Source organism: Rhabdonatronobacter sediminivivens, from assembly GCF_013415485.1.
GTDB classification, from domain to species: Bacteria; Pseudomonadota; Alphaproteobacteria; order Rhodobacterales; family Rhodobacteraceae; genus Rhabdonatronobacter; species Rhabdonatronobacter sediminivivens.
In genome coordinates this window covers 1-17,377 of record NZ_JACBXS010000027.1, presented here as the reverse complement: position 1 = coordinate 17,377, position 17,377 = coordinate 1, and the positions used below count along the sequence as shown (strand labels likewise).

Sequence of the window (17,377 nt, the reverse complement as noted above, 5' to 3'; positions counted from 1 at the left end):
GCCACGCGTGGTGCGCCGAGTTGAGAAAAGGAGAGGCCAGATGGCCAAGAAAGTGATCGGGCAGCTGAAGCTGCAAGTTCCCGCCGGAAAGGCGAACCCGTCGCCCCCCGTCGGCCCTGCGCTGGGTCAGCGCGGCATCAATATCATGCAGTTCTGCAAGGACTTCAACGCCCGCACCCAGGAGATGGAGCCGGGCGCCCCCTGTCCGACGGTGATCACCTATTATCAGGACAAGTCCTTTACCATGGACATCAAGACGCCGCCGGCGTCGCATTTCCTGAAGAAGGCCGCGAAGCTGAATTCGGGCTCCAAGACACCGGGCCGCGCCACCGCGGGCACCGTCACCGTCAAGCAGGTGCGCGAAATCGCCGAGGCCAAGATGAAGGACCTCAACGCCAACAGCATCGAAGGCGCCATGCAGATCATTCTGGGATCGGCGAAATCGATGGGTATCGAGGTGAAAGGATAAGTCATGGCCAAGCACGGAAAACGCCTGCGCGCGGCGCGTGAAGCCTTCGCCGGCAAGGAAAACATCTCGGTCGAGGATGCGGTGGCACTGATCAAGGCCAACGCGACCGCCAAGTTCGACGAAACCGTCGAGGTGGCGCTGAACCTGGGTGTTGACCCCCGCCATGCGGACCAGATGGTGCGCGGCGTGGTCACCCTGCCCAACGGCACCGGCAAGACGGTGCGCGTGGCGGTGTTCGCCCGCGGCCCCAAGGCCGATGAGGCCAAGGAAGCGGGCGCGGATATCGTCGGCGCCGAGGATCTGATGGAGACCATCCAGTCCGGCAAGATCGAGTTCGACCGCTGCATCGCCACCCCGGACATGATGCCGATCGTCGGCCGTCTGGGCAAGATCCTGGGCCCGCGCAACCTGATGCCGAACCCCAAGGTCGGCACCGTGACCATGGATGTGGCAGCGGCGGTGCAAGGCGCCAAGGGCGGCCAGGTTCAGTTCAAGGTCGAAAAGGCCGGGGTGATCCATGCCGGGATCGGCAAGGTTTCCTTCGATGCCGAGAAACTGGCCGAAAACCTGCGTGCCCTTGTGGATGCGGTCGCCAAGGCCAAGCCCACGGGTGCCAAAGGCGCCTATATGCGCAAGGTCTCGGTCAGTTCGACCATGGGTCCGGGCGTCAGTGTCGATCTGGCATCGGCCACCGGGAACTGAGACACGGGTGGCCAGCCGCAAGCTGGCACTCCGCAATCGGACATGAGGGCGCGCCGGGTGGCGCGCCCTTTTCATGCTGAACATGGCAGCCTATATGTACGGTCCGACAGGGGGCGCTTAGATCGAGCAGATCTGCGCGGGGTGCCGTTCCTCCGGCATCGACGGGTGAAACCAGCCTCTCTTGCAGGGCCGATGAAAGAGCTGTTCATCCGCAGCCAATCCGCATTCGGCACCTGACCGGTGTGCTCTGGGCGAGGCTCACGAGAAAATGGCGTTTCGGGGGGTTGCTCCCTATCCGAAAACCGACTATGGCCTCGCGGTCCGGGGATGGTGTGTGAATCGCTGTGCCCGGAAATCGTCCGAGACGGTGGGTGCCGCTGGATATGCAGCGGCTTAATTTCCTGCCTGAGACGGGAAACGAGAATCATGCCGCCGGGGTTTTCCTCGGGCGCATTTTGGCTCGGGACCCGAAGTCGGACCCGAACGCCCCGCAAGGGGCGCAATTGAGCCGGGGGGAAACCCCCAAACTTGGAGTGAACCGTGGATAGAGCCCAGAAAGAGAAAGTGGTCGAGGAACTCGGCCAGATCTTCGAAAGCTCTGGTGTGGTAGTGGTCGCCCACTACGCAGGCATGACGGTTGCCGAGATGCAGGGCCTGCGCGCAAAGATGCGTGAAGCTGGCGGGTCCGTGCGCGTTGCCAAGAACAGGCTCGCCAAGATCGCCCTGGAAGGAAAGCCCTGCGAAAGCATTGGCAGCCTTCTGACGGGTATGACCGTGCTGACCTATTCCGAGGACCCCGTTGCAGCAGCAAAGGTGGCCGAGGACTTTGCCAAGGACAACAAGAAGTTCGAAATCCTTGGCGGGGCTATGGGCAGCACGGCGCTGGATCCGGCCGGTGTGAAGGCCGTGGCCGCGATGCCCTCGCGCGAGGAGCTTATTGCTTCGATCGTGGGTTGCATCGGTGCCCCGGCATCCAACATCGCCGGCGCCATTGGCGCACCTGCTTCCAACATCGCGGGCATCCTCTCCACCCTGGAGGAGCGGGAAGCCGCTTGAGCAATGTCTGACCTGCGTGGGGCCGCAACGCCCGCGCCGGATACCCAACCTGACAGAATGGAACTGAAAAATGGCTGATCTCAAAGCACTTGCCGAGCAAATCGTGAACCTCACGCTGCTCGAAGCTCAGGAACTGAAGACGATCCTGAAAGACGAATACGGCATCGAACCCGCTGCTGGCGGCGCCGTGATGATGGCTGGCCCTGCAGGCGGTGGCGATGCCGCCCCGGCCGAGGAGCAGACCGAATTCGACGTCATCCTGGTCGATGCCGGCGACAAGAAGATCAACGTGATCAAGGAAGTCCGCGCAATCACCGGTCTGGGCCTGAAAGAAGCCAAGGACCTGGTCGAAGCCGGTGGCAAGGCCGTCAAGGAAGGCGCGCCCAAGGAAGAAGCAGAAGAGCTGAAGAAGAAGCTCGAAGAAGCTGGCGCCAAGGTCGAGCTGAAGTGATTTCACGGGGTGCGTGCACCCCGTTCGACTGACATGGCTGGGTCCGGGGTCGCTTCCCGGGCCCGGCCAAAGCTGTTTCTGGACAGGGCTTTGCCCGGAGCCCTGTCCAGGGGTAGCTTGAGGGCTCGGGCGCAGGCCGGTGGGACGGTCTGCAGGAATGGAGCCCACCCCGTTTCGCAATGGGCGGTAGCGGCCGAGGCCCGGCGGCCGGCTGACCCGCGAAAGCATGAAAGGTGACCACGCACATGGTTAAGAGCTACGTTGGCCAAAAACGTATTCGCAAGATGTTCGGCAAGATCCGCGAAGTTCAGGAGATGCCGAATCTGATTGAAGTGCAAAAGTCTTCATATGATCTGTTCCTGCGTTCCGGTGACAGTGACACGCCGCTCGATGGCGAAGGCATCATGGGCGTGTTCCAGTCGGTTTTTCCGATCAAGGATTTCAACGAGACGGCCACGCTGGAATTCGTCAAGTACGATCTGGAAAAGCCGAAATACGATATCGACGAATGCCAGCAGCGGGACATGACCTATGCCGCGCCGCTGAAGGTGACGCTGCGTCTGATCGTGTTCGATCTGGATGAAGACACCGGCGCCAAGTCGGTGAAGGACATCAAGGAGCAGGATGTCTACATGGGGGACATGCCGCTCATGACCCCGAACGGCACCTTCATTGTCAACGGGACCGAACGGGTGGTGGTCAGCCAGATGCATCGCTCTCCGGGCGTGTTCTATGACCATGACGGGGGCAAGACCCATTCTTCGGGCAAGCTTCTGTTCACCTGCCGGATCATCCCCTATCGCGGCTCCTGGCTGGATTTCGAGTTTGACGCCAAGGACCAGGTGTTTGCCCGCATCGACCGGCGCCGCAAGCTGCCGGTGTCCACGCTGCTCTATGCCTTGGGCATGGACCAGGACGCCATCATGGCGGCCTATTACGACACGGTCGATTTCCGCCTGCAGAAGAACAAGGGCTGGGTCACCCGCTTCTTCCCCGAGCGCGTGCGTGGCACCCGCCCGTCCATGGACCTGATCGATGCCGCCACGGGCGAAGTGATCGTCAAGGCGGGTGACAAGGTCACCCCGCGCATGGTCAAGAAATGGCTGGACGAAGGCAGCTTCACCGAGCTTCTGGTGCCCTTCGATCACATCGTTGGCCGGTATGTCGCGCGCGACATCATCAACGAGGAAACCGGCGAGATCTGGGTCGAGGCCGGCGATGAGCTGACCTGGGAGCTGGACAAGGACGGTGAGGTCAAGGGCGGCACGCTGAAGGTGCTGCTGGACAATGACGTGACCGATATCCCCGTGCTCGATATCGATGGCGTCAATGTCGGCCCCTATATCCGCAACACCGTGGCCGCCGACAAGAACCATGACCGCAATTCGGCGCTGATGGATATCTACCGGGTGATGCGCCCGGGTGAGCCGCCGACCGTGGACACGGCCTCGGCGCTGTTTGACACGCTGTTCTTCGACTCGGAACGCTATGACCTGTCCGCCGTGGGCCGCGTGAAGATGAACATGCGCCTGCAACTGGACGCGCCCGATACGCTGCGCACCCTGCGCCATGAAGACATCGTGGCCTGTATCCGCGGGCTGGTGGAACTGCGCGACGGCAAGGGTGAGACCGATGACATCGACCACCTGGGCAACCGCCGGGTGCGGTCGGTGGGCGAGTTGATGGAGAATCAGTATCGCGTGGGCCTGCTGCGGATGGAGCGCGCGATCAAGGAGCGGATGTCCTCGGTCGAGATCGACACGGTGATGCCGCAGGATCTGATCAACGCCAAGCCCGCAGCGGCGGCGGTGCGTGAATTCTTCGGCTCCTCGCAGCTGTCGCAATTCATGGACCAGACCAACCCGCTGTCCGAGGTGACGCACAAGCGCCGCCTCTCGGCACTTGGGCCGGGCGGTCTGACCCGGGAACGCGCGGGCTTCGAGGTGCGCGACGTGCACCCCACCCATTATGGCCGCATGTGCCCGATCGAAACGCCCGAAGGTCAGAATATCGGTCTGATCAACTCGCTGGCGACCTTTGCGCGGGTGAACAAATACGGCTTCATCGAAACGCCCTATCGCAAGGTGGTGGACGGGCAGGTCACCGATGAGGTGATCTATCTTAGCGCCACCGAGGAACAGCGCCACACCGTGGCCCAGGCCAATGCGACGCTGGATGAAGACGGCCGTTTCGTCAACGATCTGGTCAGCACCCGCAAGGCCGGGGATTTCATGCTCAACCCGCGCGAGGCGGTGGACCTGATCGACGTCAGCCCCAAGCAGCTGGTGTCGGTGGCGGCCTCGCTCATTCCGTTCCTGGAGAATGACGACGCCAACCGCGCGCTGATGGGGTCGAACATGATGCGGCAGGCGGTGCCGTTGCTGCAGAACGATGCGCCGCTGGTCGGCACCGGGATCGAGGGCGTGGTGGCCCGCGACTCGGGCGCTGCGATCATGGCGCGGCGCGCCGGCGTGGTGGACCAGGTCGATGCACAGCGGATCGTGATCCGGGCGACCGAGATGCTGGAACCCGGCGAGCCGGGTGTGGACATCTACCGTCTGCGCAAGTTCAAGCGCTCGAACCAGTCCTCCTGCATCAACCAGCGCCCGCTGGTGCGTGTGGGCGATCAGGTCACCCGGTCCGAGGTCATCGCCGATGGCCCCTCGACCGACATGGGTGAGCTGGCGGTGGGCCGCAACGTGGTCGTCGCCTTCATGCCCTGGAACGGCTACAACTACGAGGACTCGATCCTGATCTCCGAGCGTATCCTCAAGGATGACGTCTTCACCTCGATCCATATCGACGAATATGAGGTTGCGGCGCGGGACACCAAGCTGGGGCCTGAGGAGATCACCCGCGACATTCCCAATGTCGGCGAGGAAGCGCTGCGCAACCTCGACGAAGCCGGGATCGTCTATATCGGCGCCGAGGTGCAGGCGGGCGACATTCTGGTGGGCAAGATCACCCCCAAGGGCGAAAGCCCCATGACGCCCGAGGAAAAACTGCTGCGCGCCATCTTCGGCGAAAAGGCCTCGGACGTGCGCGATACGTCGCTGCGGCTGCCGCCCGGTGCCTATGGCACGATCGTCGAGGTGCGGGTCTTCAACCGCCACGGCGTAGAGAAGGATGAACGCGCCCTGCAGATCGAGCGTGAAGAGATCGAACGCCTGTCGCGCGACCGCGATGACGAGCTGGAGATCCTGGAGCGCAACATCTACGGGCGGCTGAAGCAACTCATCCACGGCAAGGTGGCGGTCAAGGGTCCGAAAGGGGTCAAGCCGAACTCGCCCATCAATGACGATCTTCTGGAGAGCCTCAGCCGTGGCCAGTGGTGGCAACTGGCACTGGGCGATGATGCCGATGCGCAAGAGGTCGAGGCGCTGAACGCGCTTTATGACCAGCAGAAGCGCGCCCTGCAGGCCCGGTTCGATGACAAGGTCGAAAAGGTCCGCCGCGGCGACGATCTGCCCCCGGGCGTGATGAAGATGGTCAAGGTGTTCGTCGCCGTGAAGCGCAAGCTTCAGGCGGGCGACAAGATGGCCGGGCGTCACGGCAACAAGGGTGTGATCTCCAAGGTTGTCCCGCAGGAGGACATGCCCTTCCTGGCCGATGGCACCACGGTGGACATGGTCCTGAACCCGCTGGGCGTGCCCTCGCGCATGAATGTCGGTCAGATCCTGGAAACCCATATGGGCTGGGCATTGCGCGGCCTGGGTGTGCAGATTGACGAGGCATTGCAGGAGTACCGCCGTTCGGGCGACATGTCGCCGGTGCGCGATGCCATGAAGCTGGCCTATGGCGATGACCTGTATTCGGAGGTCTTCGACAGCATGGACGAAACCGCCCTGGCGGAATCCGCGGCCACCGTCACCAAGGGCGTGCCCATCGGCACCCCGGTCTTTGACGGCGCCAAGGAGGCCGATGTCGATGACGCGCTGGTGCGCGCGGGCTTCGACCGTTCAGGCCAGTCGGTGGTGTTTGACGGCCGCACGGGCGAATCCTTCGCGCGCGCCGTCACCGTCGGCGTGAAATACATGCTGAAGCTGCACCATCTGGTCGATGACAAGCTGCACGCACGCTCCACCGGGCCCTACAGCCTGGTGACCCAGCAGCCGCTGGGCGGCAAGGCGCAGTTCGGCGGCCAGCGGCTGGGCGAGATGGAGGTCTGGGCCCTGGAAGCCTATGGCGCGGCCTACACGCTGCAGGAAATGCTGACCGTCAAATCCGATGACGTGGCGGGCCGCACCAAGGTCTATGAAAGCATCGTCAAGGGCGAGGACAATTTCGAGGCCGGCGTGCCCGAATCCTTCAACGTGCTGGTGAAGGAAGTCCGCGGCCTGGGCCTGAACATGGAACTCCTGGACTCGGAGGAAGAGTGACCGAAAGCCACTCGCCCCGGGCGGGCCGCCAGGCCCGCCCCGCATCCCCCGTCCGACTGCCAAGGATATGAAGATGAACCAGGAACTGACCACCAACCCGTTCAACCCTATCGCTCCGCCCAAGACCTTCGATGAGATCCGCGTTTCGCTGGCATCGCCCGAACGGATCCTGAGCTGGTCCTATGGCGAGATCAAGAAGCCCGAGACCATCAACTACCGCACCTTCAAGCCCGAGCGTGACGGGCTGTTCTGCGCGCGGATCTTTGGGCCGATCAAGGATTACGAGTGCCTCTGCGGCAAATACAAGCGCATGAAATATCGCGGCGTCGTCTGCGAGAAATGCGGCGTCGAGGTCACCCTGCAGAAGGTCCGGCGGGAGCGCATGGGCCATATCGAACTGGCCGCCCCGGTGGCGCATATCTGGTTTCTGAAGTCGCTGCCCTCGCGCATCGGCCTGATGCTGGACATGACCCTGCGCGATCTGGAGCGGGTGCTGTATTTCGAAAACTACGTTGTGATCGAACCCGGCCTGACCGACCTGACCGCCGGGCAGATGATGACCGAGGAAGAATTCCTCGACGCGCAGGATCAGTATGGCGCGGATGCGTTCACGGCCTCCATCGGGGCCGAAGCGATCCGCGAGATGCTGGCCGCGATCGACCTGCAGGCCACCGCCGACCAGCTGCGTGAAGAGCTGAAGGAAGCCACCGGCGAGCTGAAGCCGAAGAAGATCATCAAGCGGCTGAAGGTGGTCGAGAACTTCCTGGAATCGGGCAACCGCCCGGAATGGATGATCCTGACCGTGCTGCCGGTGATCCCGCCGGAACTGCGCCCGCTGGTGCCGCTCGATGGTGGCCGGTTCGCGACCTCGGACCTCAACGACCTCTATCGCCGGGTCATCAACCGCAACAACCGCCTCAAGCGTCTGATCGAGCTGCGTGCGCCCGATATCATCGTGCGCAACGAAAAGCGCATGCTGCAGGAATCGGTGGATGCGCTGTTTGACAACGGCCGCCGCGGCCGGGTCATCACCGGCAACAACAAGCGCCCGCTGAAATCGCTTTCGGACATGCTCAAGGGCAAGCAGGGGCGCTTCCGGCAGAACCTGCTGGGCAAGCGCGTGGACTTCTCGGGGCGGTCGGTGATCGTGACCGGGCCGGAACTGAAGCTGCACCAGTGCGGCCTGCCCAAGAAGATGGCGCTGGAGCTGTTCAAGCCCTTCATCTATTCGCGGCTGGAGGCCAAGGGCCTGTCCAGCACCGTGAAACAGGCCAAGAAGCTGGTTGAAAAGGAACGGCCCGAGGTCTGGGACATCCTGGAAGAGGTGATCCGCGAGCACCCGGTGCTGCTGAACCGCGCGCCCACGCTGCACCGTCTGGGCATCCAGGCGTTCGAGCCGATCCTGATCGAAGGCAAGGCGATTCAGCTTCACCCGTTGGTCTGTGCTGCCTTCAACGCCGATTTCGACGGTGACCAGATGGCCGTGCACGTGCCGCTGTCGCTTGAAGCGCAGCTGGAAGCGCGGGTGCTGATGATGAGCACGAACAACGTGCTGTCGCCCGCCAACGGTGCGCCGATCATCGTGCCGTCGCAGGACATGGTGCTGGGTCTGTATTACACCACCATGATGCGCAAGGGCATGAAGGGCGAAGGCATGGCCTTCGGCAGCATCGACGAGGTCGAACACGCCCTCGCTGCCGGTGAGGTGCATCTGCACGCCAAGATCCAGTGCCGCGTCACCCAGATCGACGAGGACGGCAACGAGGTCGCCCGCCGCTATGAAACCACGCCGGGCCGCGCCCGCCTGGGCGCGCTGCTGCCGCTGAATGCGAAAGCGCCGTTCGAACTGGTCAACCGGCTGCTGCGCAAGAAAGAGGTGCAGCAGGTCATCGACACCGTCTATCGCTACTGCGGTCAGAAGGAATCGGTGATCTTCTGTGACCAGATCATGGGCATGGGCTTCCGCGAGGCCTTCCGCGCCGGCATCAGCTTCGGCAAGGACGACATGCTGATCCCTGACCAGAAGTGGGAGATCGTCAACGGCGCCCGCGATCAGGTCAAGGAATTCGAACAGCAATACATGGATGGCCTGATCACCCAGGGCGAGAAGTACAACAAGGTGGTCGATGCCTGGTCCAAATGTTCGGATCAGGTGACGGACGCGATGATGAAGACCATCTCGGCGGACCGGGTGGACGAAGCCGGCGCCGAGCAGGAGCCGAATTCGATCTACATGATGTCCCATTCCGGGGCGCGTGGCTCGGTCAGCCAGATGAAGCAGCTGGGCGGGATGCGCGGTCTGATGGCCAAGCCGAATGGCGAGATCATCGAGACGCCGATCATCTCGAACTTCAAGGAAGGCCTGACCGTGCTGGAGTACTTCAACTCCACCCACGGCGCGCGGAAGGGTCTGGCCGACACCGCGCTCAAGACCGCCAACTCGGGCTATCTGACCCGGCGACTGGTCGATGTGGCGCAGGATTGCATCGTTCGGGATCATGACTGCGGCACCGACCGCTTCATCACCGCCGAAACCGCGGTGAATGACGGTGAAGTGGTGGCCACCCTGGCCGAACGCATTCTGGGCCGCTCGGCGGCCGAGGATGTGCTGCACCCCGAAACCGGCGAAATCCTGGTCTCGCACAACGAGCTGATCGACGAGCGCAAGGCCGATCTGGTCGAAGCCTCGGGTGTGGTGTCGATGAAGATCCGCTCGCCCCTGACCTGCGAGGCCGAGGAAGGCGTTTGCGTGAAGTGCTACGGGCGCGATCTGGCCCGCGGCACCGAGGTCAACGTGGGCGAGGCCGTGGGGATCATCGCCGCGCAATCCATCGGCGAGCCGGGCACGCAGCTGACCATGCGCACCTTCCACATGGGCGGCGTTGCCCAGGGCGGCAGCCGCTCCTTCATGGAGTCCAGCCAGCCGGGGGTGGTGGAGTTCCGCAATCCCAACACGCTGGAAAATGCCGCCGGAGAGCTGATCGCCATGGGCCGCAGCATGCAGGTTGCGGTCATGGGCGAAAACGGTGTGGAGCGTTCCAGCCACAAGGTCAGCTACGGGACCAAGCTGCTGGTCAAGGATGGCCAGAAGATCGAGCGCGGTGCCAAGCTGCTGGAATGGGACCCCTACAACCTGCCCATCATCGCCGAAAAGGCCGGTGTGATCCGCTTCGTCGATCTGATCGGCGGGCTGTCGGTGCGTGAGGAAACCGACGATGCGACCGGCATGACCCAGAAGATCGTTTCGGACTGGCGTTCGGTGCCGAAAGGCGCGGCGCTCAAGCCCGAGATCATCATCATGGACCCGGAAACCGGAGAGCCCGTGCGCAACGAGGCAGGCAACCCGGTGACCTATCCGATGTCCGTGGATGCGATCCTGTCGGTCGAGGATGGCCAGGACATTCGCCCTGGCGATGTGGTCGCGCGTATCCCGCGCGAAGGCGCCAAGACCAAGGACATCACCGGGGGTCTTCCCCGCGTGGCGGAACTGTTCGAGGCGCGCCGACCCAAGGACCACGCCATCATCGCCGAGATCGACGGTTATGTCCGCTACGGGCGCGACTACAAGAACAAGCGCCGGATCAGCATCGAACCCGCCGACGACAGCCTGGAGCCGGTGGAATACATGGTGCCCAAGGGCAAGCACATCCCCGTGCAGGAGGGCGATTTCGTCCAGCGCGGCGATTACATCATGGATGGCAACCCCGCGCCGCATGACATCCTGCGGATCATGGGGATCGAAGCGCTGGCCAAGTATCTGATCGACGAGGTGCAGGACGTCTATCGCCTGCAGGGCGTGAAGATCAACGACAAGCACATCGAGGTGATCGTCCGCCAGATGCTGCAGAAGTGGGAGATCCTCGACAGCGGGGAAACCACACTGCTTAAGGGCGAGCATGTTGACAAGGCCGAGTTCGACGAGGTGAACGAGAAAGCCATGAGCATGGGGCTGGAACCCGCCAAGGGTGAGCCGATCCTTCTGGGGATCACCAAGGCCAGCCTGCAGACGCGTTCCTTCATCTCGGCGGCATCCTTCCAGGAGACCACGCGCGTGCTGACCGAAGCGTCGGTTCAGGGCAAGCGGGACCGTCTGGTGGGGCTGAAGGAGAATGTCATCGTCGGCCGGCTGATCCCGGCAGGGACGGGTGGCATCACCTCCAAGGTGCGCCGTATTGCTGCCGAGCGCGACCAGAAGGTGCTGGACGCTCGCCAGGCCGAGGCCGAGGCCGCTGCGGCCCTTGCCGCGCCTGCCCCCGAAGAGGGTGAGGGCGTGTTCTCTGACCCCGCGCGGGATGAATAAGGCAAACCCGAAGCCGGGGTGACCCTGGTTGCCGGACATCGAGAAGGGCCCCTCGCAGCGATGCGGGGGGCCTTTTTCTTATGCGCGGGGGAGTGCGCGCGGCGATCCGCACAGCCGCAGGATCACTGCGTCGTGTCGTTCTCCGCTTCTGCGTCTTCCTTCTCGGCTTGCTGGACAGACCATTCGACAGCCGCTGTCATTGCCACGGCCGATGTTGTCGGCAGAACACCCAGGTAGCTGTCGGTTTCCGTTGCCGGAACACTGGCCCGTTGGGTCATGCGATAGAGCGCATAGAGCGCGATGGCCGCAAAGGTCACGCCAAGGACAAGCCAGAAGCCGTAGGGACCGATCACCTGCATCGCCCAGCCTGTCACCAGCGGGCCGCTGATGGCGCCCAGGCCAAAGATGAACACCAACCCCCCGGAGGCCGAGGGCATGTCCTCGGGATCAAGGGTGTCATTCGTATAGGCCAGGAACAGCGCGTAAAGCGGTGTGGTCACGCCACCGGCCAGAAAGGCCGCAAGCATGAGGAACCAGAACTCTCCGGCCATTGCCCAACCAACCCCGCAGAATGTGGCGCCAATCACCGCAGCGCCGAGGATCAGCTTGCGCCGGTCCATCCGGTCCGAAAGCCAGCCGATGGGAAACTGCAGCACAAGCGCCCCGGCAAACAGCATGGCCACAAAGAGCGCGACCTGCGCGGCCGCCATGCCGATCTGCGCGCCAAACACCGCCCCCATCCCGGATTGGGTTGCATAGATGCTGCCCAGCAGGAATATCCCCACCGTCCCCAGGGGCGAGTTGGCGAACAGCTCCCGCAAGGGCATCGCGCGCGTCACCTCTGCCGCCGGTACCGGGCTGGCTGACAGAAGCATGGGGCCAAAGGAGATCGACACCAGGATCGACGCGCCGATGAACAGCACCGGCGTGGCCGCATCGCCCAGGGTCAGCAGCCCCTGCGCGCCGATGATCCCAAGCGTCTGCGCGATCATGTAGGCCGAAAGCACCTTGCCGCGGGTGTCATTGGTGGCGGCGTTGTTGAGCCAGCTTTCGGCCGCAACATAGACCCCGGACATGCAGAACCCGATCAGCACGCGCAGGATTGTCCAGGCCCAGGGCTCGGTCAGCAGGGGAAAGGCGATCAGGCCGGCCGACATGAAGCTGCCAAGCGCCGCAAAGACGCGCACATGTCCCACCCGGCGGATCAGCACGGGCGTGTATCTGGCGCCCGAAAGGAACCCAACGAAATAAGCCGATGTTACGACGGAAAGCTCGGCCGCTGAGAAACCCTCGATCCCGCCGCGCAGACCGATGAGCGTGAAATGCATGCCGTTGCCCAGCATGATCAGCACGATCCCCAACATGATCGGCCATACGCGTCCCAATACCGTAATCATCGATCGGTCCATCCTGCGTTGCGCTGCCCCCGACCCCGGAAACAGACTGGCACAGGCCGCGCAGGGCGCAAGGCCCGGCTGCGCCGCATTGCAGCATAAACGCGACAGGCATCGGCCCGACGGGGAAACCGGGCCCTTCATGGGCGGCTCGAGCCTCCCTCCGGGCTGACCTGAACGGAGAGGAGGGGCGCAAACCCTGCCGCGTCTCTCGCCGCGTCCTGCCATGGTCCGGGACTGCGCAAGATTGCTGCTTGCAGGTGACAGAGCTTGACGGCGGTGGCGCCGCGCTCCACTGTGCCACGCTGCCACTTTTCCCCCGAGGTTCCATGAAGGACGACAACATCCGTGCTGCGCTGCTGATGATGGCGGGCACCGGTGCCTATACCGTCAACGATGTCTTTGTGAAGCTTCTGGGCGACCAGCTGCCGATGTTCCAGATCATCGTGCTGCGCGGGGTTTTCGTTACGCTGTTCTTTGGTGCCCTGGTCTGGCGCGCGCGCGCCGGTTTTGCCGGGCTGGAGCGCCGCGACCGCTGGCTGGTGCTGGCCCGCTCCACCTCCGAGGCGCTGGCGGCCTGGTTCTTCCTGACGGCGCTGCTGAACATGCCGATTGCCAATGTCACGGCCATCCTGCAGGTGCTGCCGCTGAGCGTGGCGCTGGCGGCCTTCCTGTTCCTGCGCGAGCCGCTGGGCTGGCGGCGGCTGAGCGCGATCATGGTGGGATTCGGCGGGGTCATGCTGATCGTGCGCCCGGGCGCCGAAGGGTTCAACATCTTTGCGGTCTACGCCATAATCGCGGTGGTGCTGATAACCATGCGGGATCTGACCACCCGGATGATGAGCCGATCCGTCCCGTCGGTACTAGTGGCCTTCAGCGCCTCGGTCGGGGTGACGGGGTTCGGGGTGCTGGGCAGCATGACCGAGGCCTGGGTCATGCCTTCGGGTGCGGGGCTGCTGTGGCTGGCCGGGGCGGTCCTGACGCTGATCGGTGGGTATCTGATGACCATCATGGCCATGCGTGTGGGCGAATTGACCTTTGCCGCGCCCTTCCGTTACGCGGCGCTTCTGGTGGCGCTGATCCTGGGCTGGCTGGTCTTTGCCGAATGGCCCGATTCCCTGACCCTGACGGGGGCCGCGATTGTCGTGGCCACCGGGGTCTACACGCTCTATCGCGAACGTGTGCTGCGCCAGCGCATGCGGCGCAAACTCCCCGGGCAAACGCCTTGAGTCTGTGTTGACAACCCCGGCGCAACCGCCTATACGCGCCGCTGACCCGCTTGGCCCGCCACATGGTGCGGCCGTCAAGGGTGTCCAGATATGTAGTGGTCATGATCCGGGCCTCAGCCCCGATCCTCTGGAATTCCACCGCGGCGGCTCCGGGAGAAGGAGTCGCAAGCGGTTTTGTGCGTTCCGCATCATGCTGGACGACACGCCGAAGGCGCCCTGCGCCATGAGATTTGAACGGGTTGCAACACGGGAAGAACCGGAATGCCAACGATCCAGCAGCTGATCCGCAAGCCGCGGCAGCCGAAAGTCAAGCGCTCCAAGTCGATGCACCTGGAGCAGTGCCCCCAGAAACGGGGCGTCTGCACGCGCGTCTACACCACCACGCCGAAGAAGCCGAACTCGGCCATGCGGAAGGTCGCCAAGGTGCGTCTGACCAACGGGTATGAGGTCATCAGCTACATCCCCGGCGAAAAGCACAACCTGCAGGAGCACTCGGTCGTGCTGATCCGCGGCGGCCGCGTCAAGGACCTTCCCGGTGTGCGTTACCACATTCTGCGCGGCGTGCTGGACACCCAGGGCGTCAAGGATCGCCGCCAGCGCCGTTCGAAATACGGCGCCAAGCGTCCGAAGTAAGGAGATACCACGATGTCGCGTCGTCACGCCGCCGAAAAGCGCGAAGTTCTGCCGGACGCCAAGTTCGGTGACACCGTTCTGACCAAGTTCATGAACAACCTGATGGTTGACGGCAAGAAATCCGTCGCCGAGTCGATCGTCTACAACGCCATGGACCGGGTGGAAGGCAAGCTGAAGCGCGCCCCCATCGAGGTGTTCCACGAGGCGCTGGACAACATCAAGCCCTCGGTCGAGGTGCGTTCGCGCCGCGTCGGCGGTGCCACCTATCAGGTGCCCGTGGAGGTTCGGCCCGAGCGCCGTGAGGCGCTGGCGATTCGCTGGCTGATCATCGCCGCGCGCAAGCGCAACGAGAACACCATGGAAGAGCGTCTGGCTGGCGAACTGGTCGATGCCGTGAACTCGCGCGGGGCTGCTGTCAAGAAGCGCGAAGACACCCACAAGATGGCCGATGCCAACAAGGCATTCAGCCACTATCGCTGGTAATTGAACTCAGCCTGAGGACCCAGACCAATGGCACGCGAATACCCCCTTGAGCGCTACCGGAATTTCGGGATCATGGCGCATATCGACGCCGGCAAGACCACCACGACCGAGCGTATCCTGTTCTACACCGGCAAGTCGCACAAGATTGGCGAAGTGCATGATGGCGCGGCCACCATGGACTGGATGGAGCAGGAGCAGGAGCGCGGGATCACCATCACCTCGGCTGCGACCACGACCTTCTGGCAGCGCCAGGAGGATCCGACCGCCGAGGGGACGTCCGACACCAAGTTCCGCTTCAACATCATCGACACCCCCGGCCACGTGGACTTCACCATCGAGGTGGAGCGGTCGCTGGCCGTGCTTGATGGCGCGATCTGTCTGCTGGACGCCAACGCAGGCGTGGAGCCCCAGACCGAAACCGTCTGGCGCCAGGCTGACCGCTACGAGGTGCCGCGGATTGTCTTCGTCAACAAGATGGACAAGATCGGGGCCGATTTCTTCAACTGCGTGAAGATGATCAAGGACCGCACCGGCGCCATTCCCTGCCCGGTCACGCTGCCCATCGGTGCCGAAGACAAGCTCGAAGGCATCATCGATCTGATCAAGATGGAAGAGTGGACCTGGAAGGGTGAGGATCTGGGCGCGTCCTGGACCCGCCAGCCCATCCGCGATGACCTGAAGGATCTGGCCGACGAATGGCGTGCCAACATGATCGAGGTCGCTGTCGAGATGGATGACGATGCCATGGAGGCCTATCTCGAAGGCAACGAGCCTGATGAGGCCACCCTGCGCCAGCTGATCCGCAAGGGCACCCTGTCGCTGGCCTTCGTGCCGGTGCTGGCCGGTTCGGCTTTCAAGAACAAGGGTGTGCAACCGCTGCTGAACGCGGTCATCGACTTTCTGCCCGGCCCGCTGGATGTCCCCGCCTACATGGGGTTCGATCCCAAGGACGAGACCGAGACCCGCAACATCGCGCGCTCGGCCAAGGATGACGATCCGTTTTCCGCCCTCGCCTTCAAGATCATGAACGACCCCTTCGTCGGCTCCCTGACGTTCACCCGGATCTATTCAGGTGTGATCTCTAAGGGCGATCAGATCCTGAACTCGACCAAGGGCAAGCGTGAGCGTGTCGGCCGCATGATGATGATGCATTCGAACTCGCGTGAAGAGATCGACTGGGCCGCCGCTGGCGACATCATCGCACTGGCCGGGCTGAAGGAAACCACGACCGGCGACACCCTGTGCAACCCGCAAAGCCCCGTCGTTCTGGAAACCATGACCTTCCCCGATCCGGTGATCGAGATTGCCGTGGAGCCCAAGACCAAGGCCGACCAGGAAAAGATGAGCCAGGGTCTGGCACGTCTGGCCGCCGAGGATCCGTCCTTCCGGGTCGAGACCGATTTCGAATCCGGTCAGACGATCATGAAGGGCATGGGCGAGCTTCACCTCGACATTCTGGTCGATCGCCTCAAGCGTGAGTTCAAGGTCGAGGCGAACATCGGTGCGCCGCAGGTGGCCTATCGCGAAACCGTCTCGAAATCGGCCGAGGTCGACTACACCCACAAGAAGCAGACCGGTGGGTCGGGTCAGTTCGCGCGTATCAAGCTGCTGATCGAACCGACGGAGCCGGGCGAAGGCTACAGCTTCGAGAGCAAGATCGTCGGCGGTACCGTTCCGAAGGAATATGTGCCCGGCGTGGAAAAGGGGATCAAATCGGTGATGGACTCCGGTCCGCTGGCTGGCTTCCCGGTGATCGACTTCAAGGTCGCCCTGCTGGATGGCGCATATCATGATGTGGACTCGTCGGTGCTGGCCTTTGAGATCGCCTCGCGCGCTGCGATGCGTGATGGCCTGAAGAAGGCTGGCGCAAAGCTGCTGGAACCGATGATGAAGGTCGAGGTTGTGACCCCCGAGGAATATACCGGCGGGATCATCGGCGACCTGACCAGCCGTCGCGGCCAGGTCAGCGGGCAGGAACAGCGCGGCAACGCGGTGGCCATCAATGCCTTTGTACCGCTGGCCAACATGTTCGGCTATATCAACACCTTGCGGTCCATGTCTTCGGGGCGCGCGAACTTCACCATGCAGTTCGCCCATTACGAACCCGTGCCGCAGAACATCTCGGACGAGATCCAGAAAAAATACGCCTGACCCGGTGGGCGGGCATCACGCCCGCCACCGCGCAACGTTTAAGGAGTGCCCATCATGGCAAAGCAGAAGTTTGAACGCACGAAGCCGCATGTGAACGTTGGCACGATTGGCCATGTTGACCACGGCAAGA

General features: G+C 63.2%; 11 protein-coding genes. 10 read left to right on the top strand and 1 reads right to left on the bottom strand.

The features are described from left to right. Positions 1 to 40: 40 nt before the first annotated feature. The 6 genes from rplK to rpoC all read left to right on the top strand — a co-directional run bounded on the left by rplK (position 41) and on the right by rpoC (position 11,357). Positions 41 to 469, top strand: coding sequence for a 50S ribosomal protein L11 (rplK, locus tag HUK65_RS12835; RefSeq protein WP_179906672.1), 429 nt, complete (start codon positions 41 to 43; stop codon positions 467 to 469). A gap of 3 nt (positions 470 to 472) precedes the next feature. Beyond that, on the top strand, positions 473 to 1,171 hold the full coding sequence (rplA, locus tag HUK65_RS12830; protein WP_179906671.1) for a 50S ribosomal protein L1: 699 nt from the start codon (positions 473 to 475) through the stop codon (positions 1,169 to 1,171). 540 nt (positions 1,172 to 1,711) lie between these two features. After that, complete coding sequence (gene rplJ, locus HUK65_RS12825; RefSeq protein WP_179906670.1) at positions 1,712 to 2,227, top strand: 50S ribosomal protein L10; 516 nt, start codon at positions 1,712 to 1,714, stop codon at positions 2,225 to 2,227. Between the two features lie 70 nt (positions 2,228 to 2,297). Next, a complete protein-coding gene (gene rplL / locus HUK65_RS12820; protein WP_179906669.1) occupies positions 2,298 to 2,678 on the top strand; it encodes a 50S ribosomal protein L7/L12 in 381 nt (126 codons plus the stop codon). A 245-nt stretch (positions 2,679 to 2,923) separates the two neighbouring features. Further along, positions 2,924 to 7,057 carry a DNA-directed RNA polymerase subunit beta gene (gene rpoB, locus HUK65_RS12815; RefSeq protein WP_179906668.1) on the top strand — a complete coding sequence of 1,378 codons (4,134 nt, stop codon included), beginning with the start codon at positions 2,924 to 2,926 and terminating at the stop codon, positions 7,055 to 7,057. 73 nt (positions 7,058 to 7,130) lie between these two features. Next, positions 7,131 to 11,357: a DNA-directed RNA polymerase subunit beta' gene (gene rpoC, locus HUK65_RS12810; RefSeq protein ID WP_179906667.1), complete on the top strand. Its 4,227-nt coding sequence runs from the start codon at positions 7,131 to 7,133 to the stop codon at positions 11,355 to 11,357. Positions 11,358 to 11,479: 122 nt separating this feature from the next. On the opposite strand, the gene HUK65_RS12805 is transcribed toward rpoC, so the two are convergent. Further along, positions 11,480 to 12,754: an MFS transporter gene (locus tag HUK65_RS12805; RefSeq protein WP_179906666.1), complete on the bottom strand. Its 1,275-nt coding sequence runs from the start codon at positions 12,752 to 12,754 to the stop codon at positions 11,480 to 11,482. 326 nt (positions 12,755 to 13,080) lie between these two features. On the opposite strand from HUK65_RS12805, the gene HUK65_RS12800 reads away from it, so the two are divergent. From HUK65_RS12800 to fusA, 4 genes are all read left to right on the top strand, one after another. After that, positions 13,081 to 13,980: a DMT family transporter gene (locus HUK65_RS12800; protein ID WP_179906665.1), complete on the top strand. Its 900-nt coding sequence runs from the start codon at positions 13,081 to 13,083 to the stop codon at positions 13,978 to 13,980. A gap of 261 nt (positions 13,981 to 14,241) precedes the next feature. After that, positions 14,242 to 14,613 (top strand): 30S ribosomal protein S12, encoded by a 372-nt coding sequence (gene rpsL / locus HUK65_RS12795; protein ID WP_114965546.1) that lies wholly within the window; start codon positions 14,242 to 14,244, stop codon positions 14,611 to 14,613. Positions 14,614 to 14,625: 12 nt separating this feature from the next. Further along, complete coding sequence (gene rpsG, locus HUK65_RS12790; protein ID WP_179906664.1) at positions 14,626 to 15,096, top strand: 30S ribosomal protein S7; 471 nt, start codon at positions 14,626 to 14,628, stop codon at positions 15,094 to 15,096. Between the two features lie 27 nt (positions 15,097 to 15,123). Next, positions 15,124 to 17,247 (top strand): elongation factor G, encoded by a 2,124-nt coding sequence (gene fusA / locus HUK65_RS12785; RefSeq protein ID WP_179906663.1) that lies wholly within the window; start codon positions 15,124 to 15,126, stop codon positions 17,245 to 17,247. The last annotated feature ends 130 nt before the right edge of the window (positions 17,248 to 17,377 follow it).

What these genes read in the sequence shown, in the direction of transcription:
- fusA (WP_179906663.1), top strand. Translation starts at nt 15,124, where the DNA reads ATGGCACGCGAATACCCCCTTGAGCGCTACCGGAATTTCGGGATCATG.
- rpoC (WP_179906667.1), top strand. Translation starts at nt 7,131, where the DNA reads ATGAACCAGGAACTGACCACCAACCCGTTCAACCCTATCGCTCCGCCC.
- rpsG (WP_179906664.1), top strand. Translation starts at nt 14,626, where the DNA reads ATGTCGCGTCGTCACGCCGCCGAAAAGCGCGAAGTTCTGCCGGACGCC.
- rpsL (WP_114965546.1), top strand. Translation starts at nt 14,242, where the DNA reads ATGCCAACGATCCAGCAGCTGATCCGCAAGCCGCGGCAGCCGAAAGTC.
- rpoB (WP_179906668.1), top strand. Translation starts at nt 2,924, where the DNA reads ATGGTTAAGAGCTACGTTGGCCAAAAACGTATTCGCAAGATGTTCGGC.
- rplA (WP_179906671.1), top strand. Translation starts at nt 473, where the DNA reads ATGGCCAAGCACGGAAAACGCCTGCGCGCGGCGCGTGAAGCCTTCGCC.
- rplK (WP_179906672.1), top strand. Translation starts at nt 41, where the DNA reads ATGGCCAAGAAAGTGATCGGGCAGCTGAAGCTGCAAGTTCCCGCCGGA.
- rplL (WP_179906669.1), top strand. Translation starts at nt 2,298, where the DNA reads ATGGCTGATCTCAAAGCACTTGCCGAGCAAATCGTGAACCTCACGCTG.
- HUK65_RS12805 (WP_179906666.1), bottom strand. Translation starts at nt 12,754, where the DNA reads ATGATTACGGTATTGGGACGCGTATGGCCGATCATGTTGGGGATCGTG.
- HUK65_RS12800 (WP_179906665.1), top strand. Translation starts at nt 13,081, where the DNA reads ATGAAGGACGACAACATCCGTGCTGCGCTGCTGATGATGGCGGGCACC.